The organism is Stenotrophomonas sp. LST15-1-1.1 (assembly GCF_040815575.1).
Lineage (GTDB): Bacteria > Pseudomonadota > Gammaproteobacteria > Xanthomonadales > Xanthomonadaceae > Stenotrophomonas > Stenotrophomonas lactitubi_B.
The window spans coordinates 235,113-258,484 of record NZ_JBFPNJ010000029.1 but is presented as its reverse complement, the minus strand read 5'-3'; the positions used below and the strand labels follow the sequence as shown (position 1 = coordinate 258,484).

The following is a 23,372-nucleotide window of genomic DNA, read 5'->3' as shown; positions in this document are numbered from 1 at the left end:
CAGCCTGTAGAGCCGAGCCCATGCTCGGCTGATGTGTCCGCAGCCGAGCATGGGCTCGGCTCTACAGAAAAAGGTCAGCGGCGGTCAGCGCTTGGCCGACAGCTTCTCCAACGCAGCACGCAGCTGCGCCGGCGGCAGGTAGCCGCCGAGCTGGGTGCCATCCGGCGCGAAGATGGCCGGCGTACCGTTCACGCCCAGCTGCTGGCCCAGTGCGTACTGCATCGCCACCGGGTTGGTGCAGTTCTTCGCGGCCACCGTGCCACCGCGCTTGGCATTGGTCAGGGCCTGGCGACGATCAGCCGCGCACCAGACCGAGATCATGTCGGTGTAATCCTTGCTGCCCAGCCCCATGCGCGGGAAGGCCAGGTATTCAACGGTGATGCCGTTGCGGTTGAGCTCGGCGATGTCCTGGTGCAGCTTGCGGCAGTACCCGCATTCGATATCGGTGAACACGCTGATGGTGTATTTCGCGTTCGGCGCGGCAAACACGATGCGGTCACCATGATTGGCCTTGGCCAGCAGGTCGCGACGGTAGCCCAGCAGGCCTTCGCTGTTGGCCGGGCTCTTGGCGCGGGTGTCGTAGGGCTGCGACTGGAACAGGTAACGGCCGTCGTCGGAGACGTACAGCAGCTGGCCGGAGACCACCACTTCACGGAAGCCCGGGAAGGGCGCGGCGCCGATGTAATCCACCTGGAAGCCGGGGTTGAGCTCGGTCAGTGCCTTGCGCACGGCCTGCTCGGCCTGGCCATTGGCCGCGGCGGCAGGACCGGCCTTGGCTGCCGCTGCGGCGGGCGCCTTTGCGGCGGGCGGGGCGGGCTGGGCGCAGGCACTCAGGCTGAGCGCGCCGAACACGGCGGCGATGGCGAATCGGAGCATGGAGCAGTCCGCAGCAGAAAGAAGACTTCGGATTCTGACACAGCCATCCTGAGCGGTCCGCGATGCCGCGCACAGGCCCGGCAGGGTTCAGCCGTGGGCTCAGCCGCGTGGATGATGGCGGGCGTGCAGTTTCTGCAGGTGTTCGCGTGCGACCAGCGTGTAGATCTGGGTGGTGGACAGCGAGCTGTGGCCCAGCAGCATCTGCAGCGCGCGCAGATCGGCGCCACGGTTCAGCAGGTGGGTGGCGAAACTGTGCCGCAGGCCATGCGGGCTGATCCGCGCCGGGTCGATGCCGGCCACCGCCGCGTAGCGCTTGACCAGGTGCCAGAACGCCTGGCGGGTCAAGCCATGCAGGGCCGGTTCGACGAACAAGGGCGTCTGCCCGTCGGCCAGCGCCTGCACCTTGCCCTTGCCCACCAGTTGCGGTCGCGACTGCTGCAGGTAGCGTTCCAGCCAGTACTGGGACTCCTCGCCCAGCGGCACCAGGCGTTCCTTGCTGCCCTTGCCGGTCACCCGCAGCACGCCCTGGCGCAGGTTCACCGCCGTGGCGGGCAGCAGCACCAGTTCGCTCACGCGCAGCCCGGCGGCATACATCAGTTCCAGCATGGCGCGGTCGCGCAGGCCGAGCGGACTGTCGATATCCGGCGCCGCCAGCAGCGCATCGATCTGGCTCTCGGCCAGCGCCTTGGGCAGCAGCCGTGGCAGCTTCGGCGGGTCGAGCAGTGCGCTGGGATCTTCACTGCGTTCGCCACGGCGCACGGCGTCGGCGAAGAACGCGCGCAGCGCCGACAGCAGGCGCGCATTGCTGCGCGGCGACCAGTTGTGGCGGGTACGCCAGGCCAGGTAATCGAACAGGCCGGCGCGTTCAACACCGGCCAGACCGCCATCACGGCCGTCGCACCAGCGCGCCAGGCCTTCGAGGTCGCGGCGGTAGCTGTCCAGGGTGGCGCGGGCCAGCCCGTGCTCGGCCCAGATCGCGTCGAGAAAACGCTGGATGCGCTGGCCGTCCTCGCTGCGCAGCTCGGGCAGTTGCTGGACCAGCTGACGACGTTCGGCGGGAGTGGAAGTGACGGCCATGCACGCAGGATACGAGGCCAACTGCGGGCACGGCCAGCATTGCGTATGCTCGGCACATGTCGAGCCCCGCCACCGATGCGGCCCACGTTGCCGCTGATACGCCCCGCCCGCGCGCGCTGCTGCTGTGGCGCCTGCTGGCGATGATCTATGACGCGTTGCCGGTGCTGGCCTTGTGGATGCTGGCCGGTACCGTGTTCACCCTGGCCTATACGTTCAGTGGCCATGCGCAGCGCGAGAACATCGCGCCTTTCAGTGCCTGGCAATGGCTGCTGTGGGCGGTGTGCTGGGCAATCACCGGGTGGTACGCCACTGCCAGCTGGCGACGCGGCGGGCAGACCTTGGGCATGCGCCCGTGGCGCTTGAAGCTGGAATCACGCGATGGCACGCCATTGCGACGCGGCCAGCTGTGGCTGCGGTTCGCAGTGGGCACACTATCGTTGCTGCTGGGCGGACTGGGCTTCTGGTGGGCGCTGGTGGATCGTCAACGGCTGACCTGGCACGACCGCGCGAGCGCCACGCGGGTGCTGCGGATGCCGAAACGCTGACCTGTACTGGCAGCGCCGGGCCATGCCCGGCGCACACGGGATATCGCACGCCTTCGCCGGGCATGGCCCGGCGCTACCGGCATCAGCCCGATTTGCGCCGGAACAGCAATCCGGACACCGCCAGCATCACGATCGGCGGCAGCGCGTAGGCAATGCGGTAGTCGAACTTGAGCGCGCCGGCCATGCGGCCGAAGAACAGCTGCAGCAGCCAGAACGCCAGCGCGAACAGGATGCCCAGGAACAGGCGCTTGCCCATGCCGCCACTGCGCAGCGAACCGAACGCGAACGGCACCGCTGCCAGGCACAGCGCCAGCACATTCAGCGGATAGAACCAACGGCTCCAGTACACGTCCTCGTAGTCGCGTGCATCCAGCCCGTTGCGCTCGCGGTAGGCGATGCTGGTGCTCAGCTCGGACACGCTGAGGTTACGCGGCTTGGCGATACCGGTGGCCAGGGCTCCGGCGTCCAGCTTGGAATTCCACGGCTCACGGGCCACTTCCTGGCGCGTTGCCGAGCGCTCGCCGAAGGTGTCACGGCGCACGCCGGTCAGTACCCAACCGTCCTTGTCATGCTCGGCGGTGGCGGCATGGGTCAGCGTGCCGACCCGCCCGTCCTCGTTGATCCTGTAGAGGCGCACGTCACGCAGGATCAGCCGGGTGCCCTTTTCGCCCACCAGCTGTTCTTCGCCGGTCTGTGCGTTGAGGAACGTGTCACCCTCGCGCGCCCACAGGCCGGAGTAACGCGCCACCGCCATGTCGGTGCCCCACTTGGCACTCATCTTCAGCGAATCGGCGCGGTTCTGGCCCCAGGGGCCCAGGGTCTCGGCACTGATCACCATCAGCCCGGTCAGCAGCGACAGCGCGATCGCCACCGACACGCTCAAGCGCTTGCGCGACAGGCCCAGCGCGCGCAGCGCGGTCAGCTCCGAGGTCGCGGCCAGCTGGCCCAGGCCCATCAGCGCGCCGATCACCGCCGCAGTCGGGAACATCGTGTAGGCGCGGCGCGGCACGGTGTACAGCACCCAGGCTGCAGCATGGCCCAGCGAATAGCCGTTCTTGCCGATGTCCTTGAACTCACCGGAGAAGGCCATCAGCACGTCCAGGCCGACCAGCACCGCCCAGGTCAGCAGCACGGTACCCAGCACCGCCCGGCCCAGGTACAGATCGAAACGCATCGGTCGCAGCATCATGCGCGGGCTCCCTTCGGGCGGGCCATGCGGCCATCACGCGCGTACATCCAGATCGCCAGTGCCAGCAGCGGGAGGGTCAGCCACCACAGGCCAAGCGCCGGCGGAATCTGGCCGTTGGCAATCCAGCCACTGCCGATGAACATCATGTTGGTGCCGACCATGTAGGCCAGCAGGGCCAGCATCATCCGGCCGTAGCGCTGCTGGCGCGGCGAACTGCGGCCCAGCGGCACGGTCAGCAGGGCGAAGGCCAGCGCGATCAGCGGCGGGGCCAGGCGACGGTGCAGCTGCGCCTGCGCCTGCGGCCGCGCGTCACCGAACAGCGCCATGGTCGGCATCAGCTCCGGATCGTCAGCCTTGCGCGCTTCGCTGCCGTCAGGCAGCGCCACGTCGTTGCGGGCAAAGGTGGCCAGACGGTAATCCAGCCCACCGGTCACCGGCCCTTCCAGCTGGTGGCCATCATCCAGTTCGAGGAAGCGCTGGCGGGCGCCTTCGAAGTACATGCGGCCGCTGGCGGCGGACACCACTTCAAGGCGATCTTCCTTCTGGCGCTGCAGGAACACCCGGCCCAGCTGGCTGCCGTCGGGGGAGATCGAGGCGACATACACCACGCCACCATTGGGCAGCGGGGTGAACCGGCCCGGCTCCAGGCCGGCCATCAGCACGCTGCGGTTGGCGTCCTGGATCATCTGTTCGGCGGTTCGCTGGGCCCAGGGCCCCAGCCACAACGAACAGGCGCCGACCACCGCGATCACCGGCAGCACCAGTAGCAGCAAGGGCTTGAGCAGGCGCTTGGGGCCGACACCAATGGCGGTGATGACCGCCATTTCCGAGTCGCGATAGAGGCGGGCGATGGCCAGCAGCAGGCCCAGCATCAGTGCCAGCGGCAGGATCAGCGGCATGTAGACGATGAACTGCAGGCCCAGCTGCGAGAACAGCAGCTTGGCCGGCAGTCGCCCGTCGGCGATGTTGCCGAGGATGTCCACCAGCACGCCGCCCACGCTGACCACCAGCAGGACGATCAGGGTAGCCAGGAAACTCTGGACGAAATCGCCCAATAGATAGCGGTCGAGCTTCAACATGGGGCGGTGGTTTAAACTCTCAGGTTCGTTCGCGGTGCCGCCCAGTCTAGCGTCTGGGCGTAAACGGTCCGCGATTGTACGGACTTGCCAATGGAATCTGCTCAATGGCTCTCGAATTCACCCTGAACCACCTCGCTGCGGCTTCGGCCGCCGTTGACTGCCTCGTCGTCGGTGCCTATGCCGACCATACCCTGACTGCGTCCGCGCAGGCACTGGATGCTGCAAGCGGTGGCCGCCTGGCCGCCCTGGCGCAGCGCGGCGACCTGTCCGGCAAGACCGGCGCCACTACCCTGCTGCACGATCTGCCGGGCGTGACCGCCCCGCGCGTGCTGGTGGTCGGCCTCGGCGATGCCGCCCGCTTCGGGGTGCCGCAGTACCTGAAGGCAGTCGGTGATGCCGTGCGCGCGCTGAAGGCCGGCGCTGCCCGCAGCGCACTGTTCACCCTGTCCGAAGTGGCGGTGAAGGACCGCGACGCGGCCTGGGCGATCCGCCAGGCGGTGATTGCCGCCGACCACGCGGCCTACCGCTACACCGCCACCCTGGGCAAGAAGAAGGCCGACGATGCCGGCCTGGCCCAGCTGGCCATCGCCGGTGAGGATGCGCAGGCCCTGGCGCAGGGCCAGGCCATCGCTGCCGGTGTCGAGTTCGCCCGCGAGCTGGGCAACCTGCCGCCGAACTACTGCACCCCGGCCTACCTGGCTGAAGTGGGCGTGAAATTCGCCGGCGAGCATGACGGTGCCGAAGCCGAGATCCTCGACGAAACCCAGATGGAAGCGCTGGGCATGGGCTCGCTGCTGGCCGTGGCCCGTGGCTCGGCCAACCGCCCGCGCCTGGTGGTGCTGAAGTGGAGCAATGGCGGCGACGCCAAGCCCTACGTGCTGGTCGGCAAGGGCATTACCTTCGATACCGGTGGCGTCAACCTGAAGACGCAGGGCGGCATCGAAGAGATGAAGTACGACATGTGCGGTGGCGCCAACGTCATCGGCACCTTCGTCGCAGCGGTCAAGGCCAAGCTGCCGTTGAACCTGGTGGTGGTGGTGCCGGCGGTGGAAAACGCCATCGACGGCAATGCCTACCGCCCGTCCGACGTCATCACCTCGATGTCGGGCAAGACCATCGAAGTCGGCAACACCGACGCCGAGGGCCGCCTGATCCTGTGCGACGCCCTGACCTACGCGCAGCGCTTCGAGCCGCAGGCGCTGGTCGACGTGGCCACCCTGACCGGTGCCTGCATGGTCGCCCTCGGCCACCAGACCGCGGGCCTGATGAGCAAGCACGATGACCTGGCCAACGAGCTGCTGGCCGCCGGCGAGCAGGTCTTCGACCGCGCCTGGCGCCTGCCGCTGTGGGACGAGTACCAGCCGATGCTGGATTCCAGCTTCGCCGACGTCTACAACATCGGCGGCCGCTGGGCCGGTGCCATCACCGCCGGCTGCTTCCTGTCGCGCTTCGCCGAAGGCCAGCGCTGGGCCCACCTGGACATCGCCGGCGTGGCCAGCGATGAAGGCAAGCGTGGCATGGCCACCGGCCGTCCGGTCGGCCTGCTGAGCCAGTGGTTGCTGGACCAGGTCGCCCGCGCCTGACGCTGTACCTGACCCTGGCCGGCAACCGCCGGCCGGGGCCTCGCCGGTCCAGCCATCACCCGGCATGGATCGGCACCTGCCTCACCTGGATGCCGCCATGCCCCGCGCCGACTTCTACCTGATCGCCAAACCCCGTTTCCTGACCGAGCCGTTGCGCCTGGTCTGCGAGCTGGCGCGCAAGGCCAACGACGCCGGGTTGTTCACCCTGGTGCTGGCCCGCGACCAGGCCCAGGCCGAAGAACTGGACGAACTTCTCTGGTCTTTCGACGACGATGCCTACATTCCGCACCAGATCGTGGGTGAGGATGTGGACGAGGAAGAGGCGCTGGTACTGATCGCCCCGCCCGGTGGCGAGGCCCCCGTGCGGCCGCTGGTGATCAACCTGCGCGACGAACCCTGGCTGGGCCAGTGCGAGCGCGTGCTGGAAGTGGTGCCGGCCGATCCGGAAGCGCGCGAACCGCTGCGCGAGCGCTGGCGCCAGTACAAGACCGCCGGTTACGACCTGAACAAGCACGACATGTAAGCCCTGCGAGGACCCCTTGATGCGCCTGCTGATCGCCCTGATTCTTCCCTGGCTGTCCTTTTTCACCATCGGCCGGCCGTTTGCCGGCATCGTCTGCCTGATCCTGCAGATCACCCTGATCGGCTGGCTGCCCGCCGCGATCTGGGCTGCCTATTCGGTCAGCCAGTACCACACCGACCAGAAGATCCGGCGCACCCTCGGGTCGCGCTGATCTCCCTTCCCGCCTTGATGACTGGTTCCCCCGCATGACCCAACTCGCCTCCAGCTACGACCCGAAGTCCTTCGAGACCGACCTCTACGAGGCCTGGGAGAAGGCCGGCCATTTCAAGCCGTCCGGCAAGGGCGAGCCGTACACCATCCTGCTGCCGCCGCCGAACGTGACCGGCACCCTGCACATGGGCCATGCCTTCCAGCAGACCCTGATGGATGCGCTGGTGCGCTACCACCGCATGCGCGGCTACGACACGCTGTGGCAGGTGGGTACCGACCACGCCGGCATCGCCACCGAGATGGTGGTCAGCCGCAACCTGGCGCTGGAAGGCAACGGTGAGACCCGCGATTCGCTCGGCCGCGAGGGCTTCATCGGCAAGGTGTGGGAGTGGAAGCAGCAGTCCGGCGACATCATCGAACGGCAGATGCGCCGGCTCGGCACCTCGGCCGACTGGTCGCGCAGCACCTTCACCATGGACCCGCAGCCGTCCGAAGCGGTGATCGAGGCCTTCGTGCGCTGGCACGAACAGGGCCTGATCTATCGTGGCCAGCGCCTGGTCAACTGGGATCCGGTGCTGAAGACCGCGATTTCGGATCTGGAAGTGGAGAGCGCCGAGGAAGAGGGTTTCCTGTGGTCGATCGCCTACCAGCTGGATGAAGGCCTGAGCTACGAGCACGTCGAGCGCGATGCCGACGGCGTCGAGACGCTGCGCGAAACCCGCGATTACCTGGTGGTCGCCACCACCCGCCCGGAAACCCTGCTGGGTGACACCGCGGTGATGGTGCACCCCGAAGACGAGCGTTACCTGCACCTGATCGGCAAGAGCGTGGTGCTGCCGCTGACCGGCCGCCGCGTGCCGGTGATCGCCGACGACTACGTGGACCGTGCGTTCGGTACCGGCGTGGTCAAGGTCACCCCGGCGCATGACTTCAACGATTACCAGGTGGGCGTGCGCCACAGCCTGCCGATGATCAACCTGTTCACGCCGGTGGCCGCGATCAACGACAACGCGCCGGAACGTTTCCAGGGGCTGGACCGTTATGACGCGCGCAAGGCCGTGCTGGGTGAACTGGAAGACCTGGGCATCCTGGTCGAGACCAAGGCGCACAAGCTGCAGGTGCCGCGTGGCGACCGTACCGGCCAGGTGATCGAGCCGTACCTGACCGACCAGTGGTTCGTGAAGATGGACGAACTGGCGCGTCGTGGCCTCGAGCTGGTCGAAGACGGTTCTATCGCCTTCGTGCCGCCGAACTGGATCAACACCTACCGCCACTGGATGACCAACATCCAGGATTGGTGCATCAGCCGCCAGCTGTGGTGGGGACACCGCATTCCGGCGTGGTTCGATGCCGCCACCGGCAGCTGCTACGTCGGCCGCAGCGAAGCGGAAGTGCGGGCGAAGCACAATCTCGGCAGCGACGTCGTGCTGAGCCAGGAAAGCGACGTGCTGGAAACCTGGTTCTCCTCGCAGCTGTGGCCGTTCTCCACCCTGGGCTGGCCGAACGAGCAGGCGATGGCCGAGCGCGGTTTCGACCGCTACCTGCCGTCGTCGGTGCTGATCACCGGCTTCGACATCATCTTCTTCTGGGTGGCGCGCATGATCATGGCCACCGACAACCTGACCGGGAAGGTCCCGTTCAAGGACGTCTACTTCACCGGCCTGATCCGCGATGGCCAGGGCCAGAAGATGTCCAAGAGCAAGGGCAACGTGCTCGATCCGCTGGACATCATCGACGGCATCACCATCGATGATCTGGTGGCCAAGCGCACCGGCGGGCTGATGCAGCCGCGCATGGTGGAGAAGATCGAAAAGGCCACGCGCAAGGAATTCCCGGACGGCATCGCCGCCCATGGTGCCGATGCGCTGCGTTTCACCATCGCCGCGCTGGCCACCCATGGCCGCGACATCAAGTTCGACATGAACCGCGCCGAGGGCTACAAGAATTTCTGCAACAAGCTGTGGAACGCCAGCCGCTTCACCCTGATGAACACCGAAGGTGCGGCGTTCACCGGCGTGCCGACGCCGCGTACCGATGCCGAGCGCTGGATCCTCGCGCGCCTGGCCGCCACCACCGCCGAAGCGCAGGGCCATTTCGCCGCCTATCGCTTCGACCTGCTGGCGCAGTGCCTGTACGAATTCGCCTGGAACGAGTTCTGCGATTGGTTCCTGGAACTGAGCAAGCCGGCGTTGAACGGTGCCGATGCCGCCGACGCCGACAGCACCCGCCACACCCTGCTGTACGTGCTGGAAGCGCTGCTGCGCCTGCTGCACCCGCTGACCCCGTTCATCACCGAACAGCTGTGGCAGCAGCTGGCCCCGCGCCTGGGCCTGGCCGAAACCACGCTGTCGCTGCGCCCGTACCCGACCGCCGCCGAGTTCGAGGGCGACCATGCCCAGGCCGAGGCCGACGTTGAATGGTTGAAGGCGGTGATCAGTGCCGTGCGCCGCGTGCGCAGCGAACTGAACGTCGCCCCGTCCAAGCTGGTACCTCTGCGCCTGCTGGCGGGACTGGAACATGCCGGGCAGAGCCAGGACCGCGTGCGCATCGAGCGCTTCAGTGCCTCGCTGACTTTCCTGCTGAAGCTGGACAGCATCCAGTGGCTGGCCGACGCACAGAGTGCGCCGCCGGCAGCTACCGCGATCGTCGGTGAGCTGAAGCTGCTGGTACCGCTGGAAGGCCTGGTTGATCTCGATGCCGAGCGCGCGCGCCTGGACAAGGAGATCAAGCGCGTGGAAGGCGAGCAGGAGAAGAGCGAGACCAAGCTGGCCAAGTTCTCCGACAAGGTGCCGCCGGCGGTGATCGAGCAGGAGCGCGTGCGCCTGGTCGACTGGAACAACCAGCTGGCTGGCCTGCGCGAGCAGCGCGCGAAGCTGTAACGGCTCCGTGGTGGGTGCGGACCTTGGTCCGCACCGCGGTGACGTGCCAACCAAGGTTGGCACCTGCCCTGCAGAACGATGTGCCGACCAAGGTCGGCACCCACCCCTGCGTTTTGGCATCATCACCCGATGCCACTTTCCATCTTCCTGCTGGTCCTCGCTGCCGCGGCACTGCACGCCAGCTGGAACGCGATCGTCAAACGCGGCCCGGACAAGTTCCTCGGCACGGTGCTGGTCACCGGCAGCGCCGCACTGCTGTCTGCGCTCGTCTTGCCATGGCTGCCCTTCCCCGCCGCGGAAAGCTGGCCGTGGCTGATCGCATCGGTGCTGCTGCAGGTCACGTACTACGCGTTGGTCGCACGCTGCTACCAGCAGGTCGACATGAGCCTGGCGTATCCGATGATGCGCGGCTGCGCGCCCATCCTCGTTGCGCTGGCCGGCGCCGTTCTCGGCGAACGCCTGCCGCCGTCGGCCTGGCTCGGTGTCCTGCTGGTGAGCGGCGGCATCCTGTGCATGGCCCGCGGCGCACGTGGCGGCCAGCTGCGCCTGCCGTTGCTGACCGCCGCGATGATCGCCACCTACACGCTGGTCGATGCGCAGGGCGCACGGCTGTCCGGCAATGCGCTGAGCTACACGTTGTGGCTGTTCCTGCTGTCGGGCATTCCGTTGCCGCTGTGGGCGCTGCATCGGCAGCGCGGCAAGTTGCTGGCGTATGCGCGCCAGCACTGGCCGCTGGGCGTGGCCGGCGGCATCGGCACCACCGCATCGTATGCGATGGCGCTGTGGGCGATGACCCAGGTGCCGGTGGCCATGGTGTCGGCGCTGCGCGAATCGTCGATCCTGTTCGCGCTGCTGATTTCAGTGTTCCTGCTGCGCGAGCGGGTACCACGTGCTCGCTGGGCAGCGGCGGCGTTGATCGTGGCTGGCGTGTTGGCGCTGCGGCTGGCGTAAACAACGCATCGGTAGCGCCGGGCCATGCCCGGCGAGCGCAGCGGCCACGCGACGCCGATTACAGCGGCGGCATTGTCTCCAGCTCGCCGTCCACCAGTTCGATCGCCATCACCAGTGCATCTTCCCGCCCCTGCGCAGCAGGGTAATAGCGAGGGCGCCGGCCGATCTCGTTGAAGCCTTCGCTGTGATACAGCGCCAGCGCCGGGGTATTGGACGGACGCACTTCCAGGAACACCCGCTGCGCGCCTCGATCACCGGCCAGACGGACCAGCGCACGCAGCAGCTGGCGGCCGAGCCCACGCGACTGCACCAGCGGATCGATGCAGATGTTCAGCACATGCGCTTCATCGGCAGCGAGGCTGAGCACGCCATAGCCGATCAACAGCCCATCGCGCTCCATGGCCAGGCCGGGATAACCGGCACGCAGGCAATCCAGGAAAATGCCACGGGTCCACGGATAGGGATAGCCACGCACTTCGATGGCCATCACCGCGTTGAGATCGCTCTCACGCAGCGCGCGCATCGCCACCGGCCCGGGCTGGCTGACCGCACTCATGCGATTCCGCCCTTGCGCAGTGCGCGCAGCTGCGGCCACAGGGCGCGCTTGGCTGCGGGGTCGCGACGCAGTTGTTCCAGCGGCCAGCTGTCCATCAGCGTCTGTGTGGCCGGGTCGTTGGGATTGCAGCCCGAGGCACGCAACAGCGCGATCTGCAGGCGATCAGGCAGGCGCACCAGCGGCTGGCGCGCGTTGCCGGTTGGCAGCGGACGGGAAGCCGCCGGCAGGGTATCCGGTGCCGCCACCGGCACGGCAGCGCGTGGCGGCGCGCGCTCGGGCCGAGGTTCCGGCGCCGCCTGGCGCTGGCCGGGTGCGTGCTGCATCGAAGGAGCAGCCGTGCGCGTCGGCTCGACCGGCATGGGTGCCGATGCCGCGGCCTCGGCCACGCTCAGCTGCAACGCCGCGTCCATTTCGGCGGCCAACTTGCCATCGTGATAGACGGTATAGCCCATGGCCTGCAGCCAGGCCTGCTGGGCCGGAGACCACAACACGGGCAGGTCCTGGCTCACGCTGCCTCGGGCTTCTTGCGCAGGCGCTGCACGCCCCACATCACCGGGCCTGACAGCGCGTACAGGATGCCGACGACGAACAACACGCGTGGCAGGTCGATCACCGCGATGGCGATGGCGATCGGCACCAGTGCCAGCACCAGGAACGGGACGCGGTCCGAACGTGCGCCCTCCTTGGCCGCGCCGCCCTTGAAGCTCCAGAAGCGGATGCGGCTGACCATCAGCAGTGCGGCAACCAGGGTCACCGCCAGCGCCACGAAGCGCAGCTCGTTGCCGTTCCAGCCCAGGGTGCCATCGGCGAAGGCCCATACGAAGGACATCATCAGGCCGGCAGCGGCCGGGCTGGCCAGGCCGACGAACCAGCGCTTGTCGACCACGGCGACCTGGGTATTGAAGCGCGCCAGGCGCAGCGCCGCGCAGGCGGCGTACAGGAACGCCACTGCCCAGCCCAGACGACCGGCCAGCTCACCGTCGTACTTCAGTTCCGACAGGGACCAGTGGTACATCACCAAGGCGGGCGCCATGCCGAAGCTGACCAGATCGGCCAGCGAGTCGTACTGCACGCCGAACTCGCTGCTGGTGCCGGTCAGGCGCGCGACACGGCCATCGAGGCCATCCATCACCGCCGCCACGAACACGGCGATGCTGGCATTGACGAAATCCCCATTGGCCGCGGCGATGATGGCGTAGAAGCCAGAGAACAGCCCAGCCGTGGTGAACAGGTTGGGCAGCAGATAAATCGTGCGCGAGCGCGGCGGCGGTGTGATCGGGTCCATGGAATCCAGTTTAATCGACTTGCCAGCGGTCGGCGCCAATGCTGCAATCGGCGTTCTACGCCCATTCTGCGGAGTTTGCCATGCGTGCCCTGTCCTGCCTGGGATGCCTGCTGCTGTTGGCCAGTACCACGGCGCTGGCCGGGCCCGTCTACAAATGGAAGGACGCCAAGGGCGTGACCCAGTATTCGGAAACGCCGCCGGCCGGGGCCAAATACGAGACCCGTGCCCAGGCCAGGACACCCGTGGCGGAAGAAGCAGCGGCGGCCAGTGCCACCCCGGTGCCCAAGGAGTGCACCACTGCGCGCGCCAACCTGGCGCTGCTGGAGGGCGGTGGCCCGGTGATGCAGGACACCGATGGCGACGGCAAGGCCGACACCGCGCTCACCACCGAACAGCGCGGCACCCAGAAAGGCCTGGCCGAGGCGACGATCAAGGCGTACTGCCCACCGGCGGGTTGAAGGAGGGGTATCGGCCGGGCGGCGCCCGGCACCCGCCGAATCAACGGCAACGGCAACGGCGACAGCCAGAGCAACAGCGGGCATTCCGTGGGATGGCGGGGTGGGTCCGGTTGCGGGGGACGCCGTGAATCCGTCCATGGAGGCTTGGGCGCGCCATCCATGGCGCTTACACCCCCGCAACCGGACCCACCCCGCCTTCGACAGGTTTCTGCGATCTGTCGGAATGGCATGGCCTGCGCTTGGTAGGTGTCGACCTTGGTCGACACGTAAATCCACGCCATGCGTGGATGAATCTCCATCGAAATCGAACATTTCGACAATTGAACGAAGAGCATCCACGCATGGCGTGGATCTACTGGCCATCGGGAAACTGTCGAAGGCGGGGTACTGTGGATTTGCGGGGTGTGAGCCGCATGGATGCGGCGACCAAGCCTCCATGGACGGATTCACGGCGTCCCCGCAAACCCGCAGTGCCCCGCCATCCCCCAGGAAGCCGGCTGTTGCCGTTGCAGTTGCTCCGGCCCTGGCCTCGGCGGGTGCCGGGCGCCGCCCGGCCGATACCCCTCCCCCGGCCGGGCTGGCAGAATAGGTGTCTCTGCCGTAATCCGAAGCCGACGATGCGCCTCTCCCAGTTCCACCTGCACACCACCAAGGAAACCCCCAGCGACGCCGAGCTGACCAGCCACCGGCTGATGCTGCGCGCGGGCATGATCCGCAAGCTCGCGTCCGGCCTGTACACCTGGTCGCCGCTGGGCCTGCGCGTGCTGCGCAAGGTCGAACGCATCGTCCGCGAGGAAATGGACCGTGCCGGTGCCGTCGAATTCCAGATTCCGACCATCCAGCCGAAGGAACTGTGGGAGCAGACCGGTCGCTGGCAGAAGTTCGGCCCGCAGCTGCTGAAGATCAAGGACCGCAAGGAACAGACCTTCTGCTACAGCCCGACTGCCGAAGAAGCGGCCTGCGATTTCGCGCGCAGCGAACTGTCCAGCTACAAGCAGCTGCCGGTGAACTTCTACCAGATCCAGACCAAGTTCCGCGACGAGATCCGCCCGCGCTTCGGCGTGATGCGTGCGCGCGAGTTCCTGATGAAGGACGCCTATTCGTTCCACCTGCACGACGAAGACCTCGTGCGTGAATACGAAAACATGAAGGTGGCCTACAGCCGCATCTTCACCCGCCTGGGCCTGGACTTCCGCATGGTGCAGGCCGATTCCGGCGCGATCGGCGGTGACGCCTCGCAGGAATTCCACGTGATCGCCGATTCCGGTGAAGACGCGCTGGTGTTCTCCACCGGTTCTGACTACGCCGCCAACATGGAAGCGGCCATTGCCGCCGATCCGGCTGCGCGCGCTGCGGCCAGCGAAGCGCTGCGCAAGGTCGAGACCCCGACCCAGAAAACCTGCGAAGACGTCGCTGCCCTGCTTGGCATCGACCTGCAGCGCACCGTGAAGTCGGTGGCGCTGATCGCCGGCGAAGGCGAGGCACAGCAGTTCGTGCTGGTGCTGGTGCGTGGCGACCACGAGGTCAATGAGATCAAGCTGGGCAAGGTTGCCGGCCTGGACGAGCAGCGTTTTGCCAGCGAAGCAGAGATCGCCGACTACCTCGGCAGCGTCCCGGGCTTCCTCGGTCCGGTCGCGCCGGCCAAGCCGATCCGCGTGGTCGCCGATCGCGAAGTGGCGGCGATGTCCGACTTCGTCGTGGGTGCCAACGAGGCCGGTTTCCACCTGGCTGGCGTCAACTGGGGCCGTGACCTGGCCGAACCGGAAGTGGCGGACATCCGCAATGTACGCGCCGGTGATCGTGCGCTGGATGGCGGCGAACTGAAAATCGCCCGCGGCATCGAAGTCGGCCACGTGTTCCAGCTGGGCCGCACCTATGCGAAAGCGCTCGATGCCACCGTGCTGGACGAGAACGGCAAGGCTGCGGTGATGACGATGGGCTGCTACGGCATCGGCATTTCGCGCGTGGTCGCCGCCGCGATCGAACAGAACCACGATGACGCCGGCATCATCTGGCCCGACGCGATGGCGCCGTGGCAGGTGGTGGTGTGTGTGATCAATCCGAAGGGCGACGCTGCCGTGGCCGATGCGGCCGCAGGCCTGCTGCAGGCGCTGCGCGACGCCGGTCTGGATGCCGCACTGGACGACCGCGGTCTGCGCCCGGGCGCGATGTTTGCCGACATGGAACTGATCGGCATCCCGCACCGGGTGGTGGTCAGCGAGCGCGGCCTGGCCGCAGGCACCTTCGAGTACCGCTCGCGCCGCGCCGCCGAAGCGGAGAGCCTGGACAAGGCCACCCTGCTGCAGCGCCTGCAGGATTGATCGGAAAAGACCGGGGTATACCCCGGTCTTTTTTTGCCGGATGGCCGCCCCCCGGAAAATCGCAGCGGACATAATCCGGTCAAAATGGTCGCAACCGGGCCAGCCAGCCGACAGACGGTGACCGCAACTGTTTGTGCTGGGATTAATTCCTCATTACTCTGTCCCGCGACGCCACGGACCGGCTCGTCCCTGTCCCTAAATTAGTTTCTGGAGTAATCGTTGATGAGCATCGACCTGACCGGCCTGTCGGCACGTGAGCTGGGCGCATTGATCCGCACAGCCAAGAAGCAGCAGACCATCGTCGCCAAGCGTCGCCCGATCACCAAGGTGCGTGCCCAGCTGAGCAAGCTGGCCAAGACCGAGGGTTACACCATCGAGGAACTGTTCGGTGGTGAACCCGCACCGCGCGCGCGCAAGGTCGCCAAGGCCACCAAGGCCCCGTCCAAGACCGCCGGCCGCAAGCTGGGCAAGGTTGCACCGAAGTACCGCAACCCGGCCAACCCGAAGGAAACCTGGACCGGTCGTGGCAAGCAGCCGCGCTGGATGGCCGAGCTGACCGCCAAGGGCAGCAAGAAGCCGGAAGATTTCCTGATCAAGAAGGCCTGAGGCCAGATCGGGCAGGAATGAAAAACGCCGGCGAAAGCCGGCGTTTTTTCTTTGTCCGGTGTGTGGACCAACGGTCCACACCCACACCATTCAAGGGTGTGCGGACCAACGGTCCACACCTACAGCGTCTTGCGCGCCGGCATCAGCAGGTTGCCGAACAGCAGGCCGGCGACCAGCGCCATCACCACGTTCAACACGGTCAGGAACACGCCCTGGCCGGCACCCACGTCCTGTTGCTGGACCAGGGTCAGCACGCCCCGCAGGCTGGTGCTGCCAGGCACCATCATGATGATGCCCGGCAGGCGGATGATCGCGCCGGGACGGCCGACCACGCGCCCGAACAGGTTGCCGCCGGCGGTCAGCAGCATCGCCGACAGGAAGATGCCGGCCGGCGTACCCCAGGCGTGACCACCAAATTTGGAGATCGCGTAACCGGCGACCGACGCGGCGATCACCCACGGATAGTCGCGTCGGTTGGCCTTGAACAACATGGCGAAGGCGAACGCCGCCGTAAGCAGCGAGCCCCACTCCACCCACGGCCCCTGTGGCCGCGACGCGCGAATCATCGGGTCCAGCCCCAGCACATCGGCCAGTGTCACCGCGATCATCGCGCCGACACTGAGCTTCATGATGGTGGTCAACGCGCCGGCAAAGCGCGCGGTGCCGGACACCCAGTGCTGGCTGGCCAGTTCATTGACCGCATTGGTCAGTGACATGCCAGGCAGCAGCACCACCAGCGAGGCGATGATCACCGTATTGAGGTTCAGCGCGCCCACGAAGGTGGCAACCACGGTGGCGACCAGGCCGGCCAGCAGCGCCGCCAGTGCTTCGGCCGCTTCGCGGCTGGCCGGGCGCTTGTCGGTGACCATGCCGAGCAGGCCGATCAACAGGCCGATGACGCCAGCGGTGGCGATATCCAGCCACGGCAGCTTCCACATGCCCGCCACGCCGGCCGCACCAAGGGTGAAGGACAGGATGGTGCGCAGCTTGCCGCGCCGGCCCGGATCCTTGTCCAGCTGGCGCAGCGCGGTGTGGCCCTGGGCGATGCTCATGCGGCCATTGGCCACTTCTTCGGCGATCCCGTCAGCCACGCTGAGCTTGTGCAGGTCGTTCTCGCCCGGCGCCAGCCGGATCACCCGGGTGATGTCGCTGGAGCCGATGGCTTGTGCCGGGTCGCTGAAACTGAGGATGATGCCGGTGGGGTTCGACCACGGTTCACAATCCAGATCGAGCTGCCGGGCCAATGCAACCACCGCCGCTTCCAGGCGCTGGGCCGTGGTGCCGTAGCTGTGCAGGCGGCCGGCGATCTCGGAAACGAAGGCCACGCGCTGCGCGTAGGTGGCCTGGGGCGTGGGGATCGTGTGAGCGTCTGCAGACATGCGCCGTAGTATTACCTACGTCAGGCTCTGCTGGAGAAATTCATCCTGGTTCGACGCGACGTGCAATTCAGAACGGTTATGCTGCGACCCGAATGGCCCCCATGACCCCGACCCACGCCCCCCAGCTCGAACAGGACGCTCAGGATCCGGGATTGATCCGGCTGTCCGGCCACTGGACCCTGAAGACCGCGCTGGCCGCGGCCGAAGTGCTGCGTGGCGTTCCAGACACGCTGACCGGCATCGACGCTACCGGCATCGAGCAGCTCGACTCGGCCGGCGTGCTGCAGGTGCTGCGGGTCGCCCATCGTGCCGATCTTGGCGAACACGCGCTGCAGTTCCGCCCGGACCACCAGGCGCTGGTATGCACCATCGAAGAAGTGGCCGACGACCGTCCGAAGCCGAAGCGTGACTTCGGCGTGCTGGCGGCGCTGGAGCGGCTGGGCGTCAGCGTCCATGCCACGGGCCACAACATCAAGGCGCTGTGCAGCTTCCTCGGTGAGAACCTGGTCAAGGCCGCACGCCTGATCAAGGAACCCCGCCGTTTCCGCCTGACCGCGACCGTGCACCAGATGGAGCAGGTCGGGCTGGACGCGGTGCCGCTGGTGGCACTGCTGTCCTACCTGGTCGGCGCGGTGATCGCCTTCCTCGGCTCGACGATCCTGCGCGATTTCGGCGCGGAGATCTTCGTCGTCGAGCTGGTCAACATCGCCTTCCTGCGCGAATTCGCCGTGCTGCTGACCGCGATCGTGCTGGCTGGCCGCACCGCCAGTGCGTTCACCGCGCAGATCGGTGCGATGAAGGCACGCGAGGAGATCGATGCGATGCGCACCCTGGGGCTCGACCCCATCGACCTGCTGGTGCTGCCGCGCCTGGTCGCGCTGCTGGTGACGCTTCCGCTGCTGACCTTCATCGCGATGATCGCCGGCCTGGCCGGTGGTATCACCGTCGGCGCGTTCGACCTCGACATCCCGCCACAGATGTACATCGCGCGCATGCACGACACGATGGAAGTGCGGCACATGCTGGTGGGCCTGTCCAAGGCACCGGTATTTGCGCTGGTGATCGGCCTGATCGGCTGCCTGGAAGGCCTGAAGGTGGAAGGCACCGCGCAGTCGGTCGGCGAGCGCACCACCTCCAGCGTGGTGCAGACGATCTCGCTGGTGATCATCATCGACGCCTTCGCGGCGTTGTGGTTCATGCATATGGACTGGTGACATGAGCACGCATCCGATCCCCGAAGAAGTGCCCATGCAGGACGACGAAGGCCACGACCTGGCCATCCGCGTGCGCGGGCTGGTCAACCGCTTTGGCAGCCAGACCGTGCACGAAGGGCTGGACCTGGACGTGCGCCGTGGCGAGATCCTTGGCGTGGTGGGTGGTTCGGGCACCGGCAAATCGGTGCTGATGCGCTCGATCCTCGGACTGCGCGTGCCGGATGAAGGGCAGATCGAAGTGCTCGGTCGCGACGCGCGTGCCGACGACGCCGAGAGCCGCCTGCACATCGAACGCAATACCGGCGTGCTGTTCCAGGACGGCGCCCTGTTCTCGTCGCTGACCGTGGGCGAAAACGTGCAGGTGCCGCTGAAGGAACATCATCGCGAACTGCCCGAGCGCTGGCACTACGAGCTGGCCTTGCTGAAGGTGAAGCTGGCTGGCCTGCCTGCCGATGCGATCAACAAGCTGCCCTCGCAGCTGTCCGGCGGCATGCGCAAGCGCGCCGGCCTGGCACGTGCGCTTGCGCTGGATCCGCCGCTGCTGTTCCTGGATGAACCCACCGCCGGCCTGGACCCGATCGGTGCGGCAGCGTTCGACCGCCTGATCAAGACCCTGCAGGAAGCGCTGGGGCTGACCGTGTTCCTGATCACCCACGACCTGGACACGCTGTATGCCATCTGCGACCGGGTGGCGGTCATCGCCGACCGCAAGGTGGTGGCCAATGCGCCGCTACCGGAAATCGAGAGACTGGATCATCCGTGGATCCAGGAATACTTCCACGGACCCCGCGCGCGCGCCGCGCGTGGCGAACAGATCGAGAGTGCCTGAGCCATGGAAACAAAAGCCAACTACGTGCTGATCGGCGCGTTCACCCTGATCACCGGCCTGGCCCTGCTGGCCTTCGGCCTGTGGGCCGCCAAGTACTCCTCCGACCGTACCTGGCAGGAATACCGGGTGGTGTTCCGCGAAGCGGTGACCGGCCTGTCGGTCGGCAGCCCGGTGCAGTACAACGGCATCGCGGTGGGCTCGATCACCGAACTGAACCTGGTACCGGACGATCCGCGCCAGGTGGTCGCGCGCATCCGCCTGAACTCGACCACCCCGGTCAAGACCGATACCCGCGCCAAGCTGGCGATCACCAGCCTGACCGGCCCGTCGATCATCCAGCTCAGCGGCGGCACGCCGCAGTCGCCGGCACTGACCACGGTCAACAAGGACCCGGCACCGATCATCCCGACCACGCCGTCAGCACTGCAGAACATCACCGACGTGGCCAACCGCATCGTCGAGCGCATGGACCAGATCCTCAGCGACCGCAACGTCGCCTCGATCAACGCCACGTTGGCCAATCTGGAAACGATCAGTGGCGGCCTGGCCGACCGCGACCAGGGCACGCAGTCGCTGCTGCTCAGCGCGCGCGATGCCGCGCGCAGCCTGGACGCCACCCTGAAGACCACCAACGGCACCATCGAGCGCCTGGACAAGAACCTGGTGCAGCAGCTGCCGGGCATCATCGACAAGCTCGACGCCACCCTGGCCAAGCTGGATTCGGCCGCCGGCAATGCCGATTCGATCCTCGGCGAGAACCGCGCGGCCATCAACAGCTTCGCCAATGACGGGCTGGGCCAGCTCGGCCCGACACTGGGTGAACTGCGTGGCCTGATCCGCGACCTGCGCCGGGTCAGCGACCGTCTTGAGAACAACCCCGCGCGCTACCTGCTCGGCCGCGACGCCCCGAAGGAGTTCGAACCCAAATGAGCCCGACCACCCTTCCGCGCCTGTTGCTGGCCGCGTCGCTGGCCACCCTGCTGGGTGGCTGCTCGATCCTCGGCAGCGGCGACAAGAATCCCGTCACCCTGTATTCCCCCGCCGTGCAGGTCAAGGTCGACCCCAGCTGGCCGCAGGCCGACTGGCAACTGGTGCTGGCCAAGCCCAGCGCTGCGCGCATGGTCGACAGCCCGCGCATCAACGTGCGGCCGACGCCGTCGGAGCTGGAGATCTACAAGGGTGCCAGCTGGGCGCAGCCGGCCACCGACATGATCGAAGACACCCTGCTGCGTGGTTTCGAGGATTCCGGCCGCATCCACGGCGTGGCCCGCGTCGCCGCCGGTATCCGCGCCGACTACAAGCTGTCCACCGACATCCGTCGCTTCGAATCGGACTACCAGGGCCAGGCAACGCCAACGGTCGTCATCGAGATCAACGCCAAGCTGATCGACGTGACCAACCAACGGGTGGTCGCCGACCGTACCTTCCGCCAGTTGCAGCCGGTAGGCAGCACCGATGTGTCGGCCGTAGCCGCCGCCTTCGAGCGTGGCCTGCAGCAGGTGGCGCAGGACGTGGTGGGCTGGACGCTGAGCAGCGGGCAGAACGACAAGCAGGCACTGAAGCGCTGATTGACCACCGCTGCACTCGCCGGGCATGGTCCGGCGCTGCCCCGCGCGGTTCCGGTAGCGCCGTGCCATGCACGGCGGCAGCCCTCAGCGCGGCGTGATCCACCGGAACGTCAAGTTGATGCGCTCACCCTGCACCCGCGCCATCTTCGGCAGCGCGTGCTGGTAGTGGCGCTGGGTAGCGCCGCCCATCAGCAGCAGGTCGCCATGCCCGAGCAGGAATTCGGCCTTGCGCGTGGTGTCATCGCGGCGGCGCAGCAGGAACCGTCGTGCTGCCCCGAGGCTCAACGACGCAATCAGCGGCGCCGGCCCCAGCTCCGGCTCGTCATCGCTGTGCCAGCCCATGTAGTCCGTGCCGCCGCGATAGCGGTTGAGCAGAACGCTGTTGAATCGACCGACGCCCTCGACCTGCAGCTGGTCGCGCAATGCCGACAGCAGCGGCGGCCAGGGATGGGGCACGAACTCGGCACCGGAATAGCGGTAACGCGCTTGCGGATCGCCGATCCAGCAACTGAGCCGGGGTGAGTCAACCCAGTTGCCGAACATGCGGATGCGGTGGGTTTCCCATGGAACTGCCTGCGCCAATGCACGCTGCAGTGCATCGGCGTCGGCCGCAGGCAACCAACCCGGCAGATGGCGGACTTCAGCATCAGGCAGATCGGGTGGGAACAGCATGGGGGCCCAGGGAGATGGGGCAGCGATGCGCCGCCCCGTGGGTGCTCAGCTGCGCTTGAACGCAACGCCGGTCTTTTCCTTCAACTCATCCTCACCCACGCCCGCCGCAGTCTCGACCAGCACCAGGCCGTCATCGGTCACATCGAATACCGCCAGGTCGGTGATGATGCGATCGACCACGCCCACGCCGGTCAACGGCAGCGTGCATTCGGCCAGGATCTTGTGCTCGCCGTTCTTGGCGGTGTGCTCCATCAGCACCACCACGCGCTGCACGCCAGCCACCAGGTCCATCGCCCCGCCCATGCCCTTGACCATCTTGCCGGGCACCATCCAGTTGGCCAGGTCACCCTTGTCGGTCACCTGCATCGCGCCAAGGATGGCCAGGTTGACGTGGCCACCGCGGATCATCGCGAAGCTGTCGTGGCTGCCGAAATAGCTGGCCCCCGCACGTGCGGTGACGGTCTGCTTGCCGGCATTGATCAGGTCGGCATCGACTTCATCCTCGGTCGGGAACGGGCCGATGCCCAGCAGTCCGTTTTCCGATTGCAGCCACACGTCCACGCCTTCGGGAATGTGATTGGCCACCAGCGTCGGCAGGCCGATGCCCAGGTTCACATAGGCGCCATCGGTCAGTTCACGGGCAGCGCGCGCCGCCATCTCGTCGCGGGTCCATGCCATGTCAGTTGCCCTCCGCACGGATGGTGCGCTGTTCGATACGTTTTTCGGGAGTGGGGTTGTGCACGATGCGGTGCACGTAGATGCCCGGCAGGTGCACCTGGTCCGGGTCGATGCTGCCGACCGGCACCACCTCTTCCACTTCCACGATGCAGACCTTGCCAGCCATCGCGCAGGCCGGATTGAAGTTGCGCGCGGTCTTGCGGAACACCAGGTTGCCGGCCTCATCGGCCTTCCAGGCCTTGACCAGCGCCACGTCGGCGCGCAGCGCGGTTTCCATCACGTAGTGCTTGCCGTCGAACTCACGGGTTTCCTTGCCTTCGGCGACCACCGTGCCGTAGCCGGTGGCGGTGAAGAACGCCGGAATACCCGCACCGCCGGCACGCAGGCGCTCGGCCAGGGTGCCCTGCGGGTTGAATTCCAGCTCCAGCTCGCCGGCCAGGAACTGCCGTTCGAATTCCTTGTTCTCGCCCACGTAGGACGAAATCATCTTGCTGATCTGGCGCGTTTCCAGCAGCTGCCCCAGGCCGAAGCCATCCACGCCGGCATTGTTGGAGATTACGGTCAGGCCCTTGGCCCCGCTGTCGCGCAACGCAGCGATCAGCGCCTCGGGAATGCCGCACAGGCCGAATCCGCCGACGGCCAGGGTCTGGCCATCGGCAACGATGCCTTGCAGGGCCTGCGCCGCGCTGGCGTAGCGTTTGCCGCGCCGTCCGGCGGCCTTGGTGTTCTCCATCGTTGCGCCCTGCTGGTAAGAAGGCCCCCATTCTATCGGCAGGGCCTGCCTGGGCTCGGCTGCAGCGCAGCAAACGCGTGCGACCCGGCGCAAGTTCGCAATCAAACGCAGTCCGGCGGGATGGGCCAGCTACAATTCACGAATGTCCGTCGCCCTGCCCT

Annotated in this window: 24 protein-coding genes; 13 read left to right on the top strand and 11 right to left on the bottom strand. The window is 67.0% G+C overall.

Annotation, left to right across the window (positions count from 1 at the left end; genetic code table 11):
* Positions 1-84 precede the first annotated feature (84 nt).
* Together MRBLST15_RS13830 and xerD are read right to left on the bottom strand one after the other, a co-directional pair.
* Positions 85-876, bottom strand: a complete 792-nt coding sequence (locus MRBLST15_RS13830) for a DsbC family protein (RefSeq protein ID WP_367786291.1) — start codon at positions 874-876, stop codon at positions 85-87.
* 99 nt (positions 877-975) lie between these two features.
* On the bottom strand, positions 976-1,953 hold the full coding sequence (gene xerD / locus MRBLST15_RS13825) for a site-specific tyrosine recombinase XerD (RefSeq protein ID WP_312704356.1): 978 nt from the start codon (positions 1,951-1,953) through the stop codon (positions 976-978).
* 56 nt (positions 1,954-2,009) lie between these two features.
* Here xerD and MRBLST15_RS13820 point away from each other — a divergent pair, with 56 nt between their 5' ends.
* Positions 2,010-2,498, top strand: a complete 489-nt coding sequence (locus tag MRBLST15_RS13820) for an RDD family protein (protein ID WP_265955380.1) — start codon at positions 2,010-2,012, stop codon at positions 2,496-2,498.
* Between the two features lie 82 nt (positions 2,499-2,580).
* Here the strand turns inward: MRBLST15_RS13820 and lptG are convergent, their stop codons facing one another.
* Together lptG and lptF are read right to left on the bottom strand one after the other, a co-directional pair.
* Positions 2,581-3,687 carry an LPS export ABC transporter permease LptG gene (gene lptG, locus MRBLST15_RS13815; RefSeq protein WP_099820361.1) on the bottom strand — a complete coding sequence of 369 codons (1,107 nt, stop codon included), beginning with the start codon at positions 3,685-3,687 and terminating at the stop codon, positions 2,581-2,583.
* The gene (gene lptF, locus MRBLST15_RS13810) at positions 3,684-4,766 is read right to left on the bottom strand and encodes an LPS export ABC transporter permease LptF (protein WP_312704357.1); all 1,083 of its coding nucleotides are present in this window, start codon (positions 4,764-4,766) and stop codon (positions 3,684-3,686) included. The genes lptG and lptF overlap by 4 nt, the downstream gene beginning before the upstream one ends.
* 104 nt (positions 4,767-4,870) lie before the next feature.
* Between lptF and MRBLST15_RS13805 the strand changes: the two genes are divergently transcribed.
* The 5 genes from MRBLST15_RS13805 (at position 4,871) to MRBLST15_RS13785 (ending at position 10,912) form a co-directional block, all read left to right on the top strand.
* Positions 4,871-6,349: a leucyl aminopeptidase gene (locus MRBLST15_RS13805; RefSeq protein ID WP_099820363.1), complete on the top strand. Its 1,479-nt coding sequence runs from the start codon at positions 4,871-4,873 to the stop codon at positions 6,347-6,349.
* A gap of 97 nt (positions 6,350-6,446) precedes the next feature.
* The gene (locus MRBLST15_RS13800) at positions 6,447-6,872 is read left to right on the top strand and encodes a DNA polymerase III subunit chi (protein WP_025879359.1); all 426 of its coding nucleotides are present in this window, start codon (positions 6,447-6,449) and stop codon (positions 6,870-6,872) included.
* A 19-nt stretch (positions 6,873-6,891) separates the two neighbouring features.
* Positions 6,892-7,083 (top strand): YqaE/Pmp3 family membrane protein, encoded by a 192-nt coding sequence (locus tag MRBLST15_RS13795; protein WP_025879360.1) that lies wholly within the window; start codon positions 6,892-6,894, stop codon positions 7,081-7,083.
* Between the two features lie 34 nt (positions 7,084-7,117).
* Complete coding sequence (locus MRBLST15_RS13790) at positions 7,118-9,961, top strand: valine--tRNA ligase (RefSeq protein ID WP_367786287.1); 2,844 nt, start codon at positions 7,118-7,120, stop codon at positions 9,959-9,961.
* A 129-nt stretch (positions 9,962-10,090) separates the two neighbouring features.
* Positions 10,091-10,912, top strand: a complete 822-nt coding sequence (locus MRBLST15_RS13785) for an EamA family transporter (RefSeq protein ID WP_312704358.1) — start codon at positions 10,091-10,093, stop codon at positions 10,910-10,912.
* A 58-nt stretch (positions 10,913-10,970) separates the two neighbouring features.
* Here the strand turns inward: MRBLST15_RS13785 and rimI are convergent, their stop codons facing one another.
* The 3 genes from rimI to pssA are packed head-to-tail and all read right to left on the bottom strand — an operon-like array spanning position 10,971 to position 12,753.
* Entirely contained in the window at positions 10,971-11,468 is a 498-nt protein-coding gene (rimI, locus tag MRBLST15_RS13780) for a ribosomal protein S18-alanine N-acetyltransferase (RefSeq protein ID WP_099820366.1), read from the bottom strand.
* Positions 11,465-11,977, bottom strand: a complete 513-nt coding sequence (locus MRBLST15_RS13775) for a hypothetical protein (protein ID WP_367786284.1) — start codon at positions 11,975-11,977, stop codon at positions 11,465-11,467. The genes rimI and MRBLST15_RS13775 overlap by 4 nt, the downstream gene beginning before the upstream one ends.
* A complete protein-coding gene (gene pssA / locus MRBLST15_RS13770) occupies positions 11,974-12,753 on the bottom strand; it encodes a CDP-diacylglycerol--serine O-phosphatidyltransferase (protein WP_312704359.1) in 780 nt (259 codons plus the stop codon). The genes MRBLST15_RS13775 and pssA overlap by 4 nt, the downstream gene beginning before the upstream one ends.
* Before the next feature lie 80 nt (positions 12,754-12,833).
* Here pssA and MRBLST15_RS13765 point away from each other — a divergent pair, with 80 nt between their 5' ends.
* From MRBLST15_RS13765 to MRBLST15_RS13755, 3 genes are all read left to right on the top strand, one after another.
* Complete coding sequence (locus MRBLST15_RS13765; RefSeq protein WP_265955672.1) at positions 12,834-13,211, top strand: DUF4124 domain-containing protein; 378 nt, start codon at positions 12,834-12,836, stop codon at positions 13,209-13,211.
* Positions 13,212-13,828: 617 nt separating this feature from the next.
* The gene (locus MRBLST15_RS13760; protein WP_367786282.1) at positions 13,829-15,532 is read left to right on the top strand and encodes a proline--tRNA ligase; all 1,704 of its coding nucleotides are present in this window, start codon (positions 13,829-13,831) and stop codon (positions 15,530-15,532) included.
* A gap of 222 nt (positions 15,533-15,754) precedes the next feature.
* A complete protein-coding gene (locus MRBLST15_RS13755) occupies positions 15,755-16,138 on the top strand; it encodes an H-NS family nucleoid-associated regulatory protein (RefSeq protein ID WP_089238647.1) in 384 nt (127 codons plus the stop codon).
* A 119-nt stretch (positions 16,139-16,257) separates the two neighbouring features.
* Here MRBLST15_RS13755 and MRBLST15_RS13750 read toward each other — a convergent pair whose 3' ends face one another.
* Complete coding sequence (locus tag MRBLST15_RS13750; RefSeq protein WP_367786280.1) at positions 16,258-17,517, bottom strand: threonine/serine ThrE exporter family protein; 1,260 nt, start codon at positions 17,515-17,517, stop codon at positions 16,258-16,260.
* A 92-nt stretch (positions 17,518-17,609) separates the two neighbouring features.
* On the opposite strand from MRBLST15_RS13750, the gene MRBLST15_RS13745 reads away from it, so the two are divergent.
* The 4 genes from MRBLST15_RS13745 to MRBLST15_RS13730 are packed head-to-tail and all read left to right on the top strand — an operon-like array spanning position 17,610 to position 21,128.
* Complete coding sequence (locus tag MRBLST15_RS13745; RefSeq protein ID WP_312704360.1) at positions 17,610-18,731, top strand: MlaE family ABC transporter permease; 1,122 nt, start codon at positions 17,610-17,612, stop codon at positions 18,729-18,731.
* A gap of 1 nt (position 18,732) precedes the next feature.
* Positions 18,733-19,560 (top strand): ABC transporter ATP-binding protein, encoded by an 828-nt coding sequence (locus MRBLST15_RS13740; RefSeq protein WP_165376213.1) that lies wholly within the window; start codon positions 18,733-18,735, stop codon positions 19,558-19,560.
* A gap of 3 nt (positions 19,561-19,563) precedes the next feature.
* Positions 19,564-20,490, top strand: coding sequence for an MlaD family protein (locus tag MRBLST15_RS13735; RefSeq protein ID WP_025878489.1), 927 nt, complete (start codon positions 19,564-19,566; stop codon positions 20,488-20,490).
* Entirely contained in the window at positions 20,487-21,128 is a 642-nt protein-coding gene (locus tag MRBLST15_RS13730) for an ABC-type transport auxiliary lipoprotein family protein (protein ID WP_100462834.1), read from the top strand. The genes MRBLST15_RS13735 and MRBLST15_RS13730 overlap by 4 nt, the downstream gene beginning before the upstream one ends.
* An 84-nt stretch (positions 21,129-21,212) precedes the next feature.
* Here MRBLST15_RS13730 and MRBLST15_RS13725 read toward each other — a convergent pair whose 3' ends face one another.
* Genes MRBLST15_RS13725 through MRBLST15_RS13715 form a run of 3 tightly spaced genes read right to left on the bottom strand, consistent with a single transcriptional unit; the run spans position 21,213 to position 23,211 of the window.
* The gene (locus MRBLST15_RS13725) at positions 21,213-21,800 is read right to left on the bottom strand and encodes an alpha-ketoglutarate-dependent dioxygenase AlkB family protein (protein ID WP_367786277.1); all 588 of its coding nucleotides are present in this window, start codon (positions 21,798-21,800) and stop codon (positions 21,213-21,215) included.
* A 45-nt stretch (positions 21,801-21,845) separates the two neighbouring features.
* Positions 21,846-22,478 carry a CoA transferase subunit B gene (locus tag MRBLST15_RS13720; protein ID WP_265953441.1) on the bottom strand — a complete coding sequence of 211 codons (633 nt, stop codon included), beginning with the start codon at positions 22,476-22,478 and terminating at the stop codon, positions 21,846-21,848.
* A gap of 1 nt (position 22,479) precedes the next feature.
* Entirely contained in the window at positions 22,480-23,211 is a 732-nt protein-coding gene (locus MRBLST15_RS13715; RefSeq protein WP_265953440.1) for a CoA transferase subunit A, read from the bottom strand.
* Positions 23,212-23,372 lie beyond the last annotated feature (161 nt).

Coding starts and splice junctions, on each gene's coding strand:
- MRBLST15_RS13830 (WP_367786291.1), bottom strand. CDS start 876: ATGCTCCGATTCGCCATCGCCGCCGTGTTCGGCGCGCTCAGCCTGAGT.
- xerD (WP_312704356.1), bottom strand. CDS start 1,953: ATGGCCGTCACTTCCACTCCCGCCGAACGTCGTCAGCTGGTCCAGCAA.
- MRBLST15_RS13820 (WP_265955380.1), top strand. CDS start 2,010: ATGTCGAGCCCCGCCACCGATGCGGCCCACGTTGCCGCTGATACGCCC.
- lptG (WP_099820361.1), bottom strand. CDS start 3,687: ATGATGCTGCGACCGATGCGTTTCGATCTGTACCTGGGCCGGGCGGTG.
- lptF (WP_312704357.1), bottom strand. CDS start 4,766: ATGTTGAAGCTCGACCGCTATCTATTGGGCGATTTCGTCCAGAGTTTC.
- MRBLST15_RS13805 (WP_099820363.1), top strand. CDS start 4,871: ATGGCTCTCGAATTCACCCTGAACCACCTCGCTGCGGCTTCGGCCGCC.
- MRBLST15_RS13800 (WP_025879359.1), top strand. CDS start 6,447: ATGCCCCGCGCCGACTTCTACCTGATCGCCAAACCCCGTTTCCTGACC.
- MRBLST15_RS13795 (WP_025879360.1), top strand. CDS start 6,892: ATGCGCCTGCTGATCGCCCTGATTCTTCCCTGGCTGTCCTTTTTCACC.
- MRBLST15_RS13790 (WP_367786287.1), top strand. CDS start 7,118: ATGACCCAACTCGCCTCCAGCTACGACCCGAAGTCCTTCGAGACCGAC.
- MRBLST15_RS13785 (WP_312704358.1), top strand. CDS start 10,091: ATGCCACTTTCCATCTTCCTGCTGGTCCTCGCTGCCGCGGCACTGCAC.
- rimI (WP_099820366.1), bottom strand. CDS start 11,468: ATGAGTGCGGTCAGCCAGCCCGGGCCGGTGGCGATGCGCGCGCTGCGT.
- pssA (WP_312704359.1), bottom strand. CDS start 12,753: ATGGACCCGATCACACCGCCGCCGCGCTCGCGCACGATTTATCTGCTG.
- MRBLST15_RS13765 (WP_265955672.1), top strand. CDS start 12,834: ATGCGTGCCCTGTCCTGCCTGGGATGCCTGCTGCTGTTGGCCAGTACC.
- MRBLST15_RS13760 (WP_367786282.1), top strand. CDS start 13,829: ATGCGCCTCTCCCAGTTCCACCTGCACACCACCAAGGAAACCCCCAGC.
- MRBLST15_RS13755 (WP_089238647.1), top strand. CDS start 15,755: ATGAGCATCGACCTGACCGGCCTGTCGGCACGTGAGCTGGGCGCATTG.
- MRBLST15_RS13750 (WP_367786280.1), bottom strand. CDS start 17,517: ATGTCTGCAGACGCTCACACGATCCCCACGCCCCAGGCCACCTACGCG.
- MRBLST15_RS13745 (WP_312704360.1), top strand. CDS start 17,610: ATGGCCCCCATGACCCCGACCCACGCCCCCCAGCTCGAACAGGACGCT.
- MRBLST15_RS13740 (WP_165376213.1), top strand. CDS start 18,733: ATGAGCACGCATCCGATCCCCGAAGAAGTGCCCATGCAGGACGACGAA.
- MRBLST15_RS13735 (WP_025878489.1), top strand. CDS start 19,564: ATGGAAACAAAAGCCAACTACGTGCTGATCGGCGCGTTCACCCTGATC.
- MRBLST15_RS13730 (WP_100462834.1), top strand. CDS start 20,487: ATGAGCCCGACCACCCTTCCGCGCCTGTTGCTGGCCGCGTCGCTGGCC.
- MRBLST15_RS13725 (WP_367786277.1), bottom strand. CDS start 21,800: ATGCTGTTCCCACCCGATCTGCCTGATGCTGAAGTCCGCCATCTGCCG.
- MRBLST15_RS13720 (WP_265953441.1), bottom strand. CDS start 22,478: ATGGCATGGACCCGCGACGAGATGGCGGCGCGCGCTGCCCGTGAACTG.
- MRBLST15_RS13715 (WP_265953440.1), bottom strand. CDS start 23,211: ATGGAGAACACCAAGGCCGCCGGACGGCGCGGCAAACGCTACGCCAGC.